The 1,873-nt window shown below is 48.1% G+C and carries 1 protein-coding gene; it reads right to left on the bottom strand.

The genetic code is table 11. The features are described from left to right. Window positions 1-36: 36 nt before the first annotated feature. Window positions 37-1,873, bottom strand: a 1,837-nt coding sequence (locus KDK14_RS09400) for a hypothetical protein (RefSeq protein WP_257264840.1), incomplete at its 5' end; no start/stop codon positions are given.

Below are 1,873 nucleotides of genomic sequence, written 5' to 3'. Positions count from 1 at the left end.
ACGACCGGCTTCCGAAGGTTTCAACGTCTTCTGAAGTTACGGATTCAGGTATTGGTCAGCCTTCCGTGAACCTGTATCGGGCATGATCTGCCAGAAGGAAACAACCTCTGGCACTGAAACATCACCATTCTCAGGGGGCAAACCGCTGACCTGAAGATTACGGCTGCACGGGCTGAAGCAAAATTTCGCAATCCTGTTTTCTGTTTGCAAACGGGCCCTTTCCTGCCAGCTCCCGTCTACCGTCAATCCGAACAAAATCAGTCTGTGAGTATTTGTTTCAGGAATTACAGCCAGCAGGTAACCTTCTTGATTGAAATCTGCTTGTTTGATGGAAAATTCGATGCGTTGTCTGGCCCACTCACCAACAGACTTACGTTGATAGATATCCGTATGGCCCGCAGGATCGTTACAAACAATGGTTTCACCGTTGGGGCTGATGATTGTCAGGGACTCAGCCGGAAATGTTTGTGTCCGGCCCCACATTCCGGACTCCGCCTTGCGCCAGATTGTTACGCACCACCACCTCTTTCTAATGAATTCACAAGGGTCCACAGAAAAATGAATCATACCACCACCGCAAGGGGGGGGCTCCTGAACAGAAGGCAGCCATTGGTCGTCAGTATTTAATTCCCAGATATCCAGACCATCTTCAGTGGTGATAATCAGACAGCGGCCATCGGGGCTGAAATCAGGTTGAATATCGTAATAACGACTTGGACAATCGCAGGTTTTAATAATTCTCTGTTTTTCACGCCACTGCCCTTCCGGGTCCGGGGCAAAAATGACGACAAAGAAATAATCTCGTCGGATAGCAGCGTCGTAGCTATCTTCGCCGGCATCTTCAAACCATGTGGCAAAATGGCGGTTATCCGGGCTGAATAGAACTTGGAGAGCAAAATCATACTCGCTTACTTTATCGCCACTGGGTGTGAGTTTCAGGTCATCATCAGGATCTTTAACAATAATGTCACCCGTTTGTGACCAGGATTCATCGTCTGCCTTGCCCATCACCGTAATGAATGATCCACTATAAAGCACAAGATGTTTGCTGTCGGCACTGAACAGTAAATCATGATTAAGACCTGTATGAATGTTGCCTCTATTGACCCACCGGCCATCGGTACCCCGACCGAGAATAGCTCCAGCTTGTCCCATGTTAATACAGACCAGTGACCTGGCATCAGGTGACAGGTGCATGGAAGTCATAAACTTTGACTCACATTGAGGAAAAACGTCGCCTGTTGTCAGTTGTTGTTGCTCAACCCACGAATCATTCCTGCATTCATAAACAGACAGCAAGTGCTCGTCGCCACTGTAATCGTAGTGAAGCAATCCCGAACTCCCAAAGCTTACCGGAACGGATTGTGCGACAAATAAAATATGGTCGACATGCTGATGACCAAAACTGACAATGTGATCGTGTTTGATTTCAGCTTTCCTGACCCAGTGACCATACTCCAGAGCCAGAATATCACTGTAATTCTTCGTCTTCCTCTCGATGAGGACGGGAATATGATCACGCAGATGATGGGTAAAGCGTTTAACATTTAAGCTACCACTGGTTATAAGGGTCAGTGCAGCCCCGTCAAGAATCTGCTGGCGCAAATGGCTGGCATAAAATGAGTAAAAGGCCGGGCCCAGTTGCGCTGGGAAAAGGCGAACAGAAAATATGGACAACGTCCTGAGATGCTGAAGGAGTCGCTGACTGGACTGAATGATTGCCTGGCACGAAGACTGCCTTTGCTTGTTCAGGGAGAGGAAGTATTGTACCTCTGTCAGGCCGCATGACCGCAGGCGATGGCCCGTTGTTGGCGATGCTTGCCCAAAATTATTGATATCGTTGATTGATAAATAGCTGGCGATTTTGGCGAAC

Origin of the sequence: Endozoicomonas sp. ONNA2, from assembly GCF_024606365.1 — a bacterium.
In the GTDB taxonomy this organism is placed as follows: domain Bacteria; phylum Pseudomonadota; class Gammaproteobacteria; order Pseudomonadales; family Endozoicomonadaceae; genus Endozoicomonas.
This window is presented reverse-complemented; position numbering and strand designations above follow the sequence as displayed.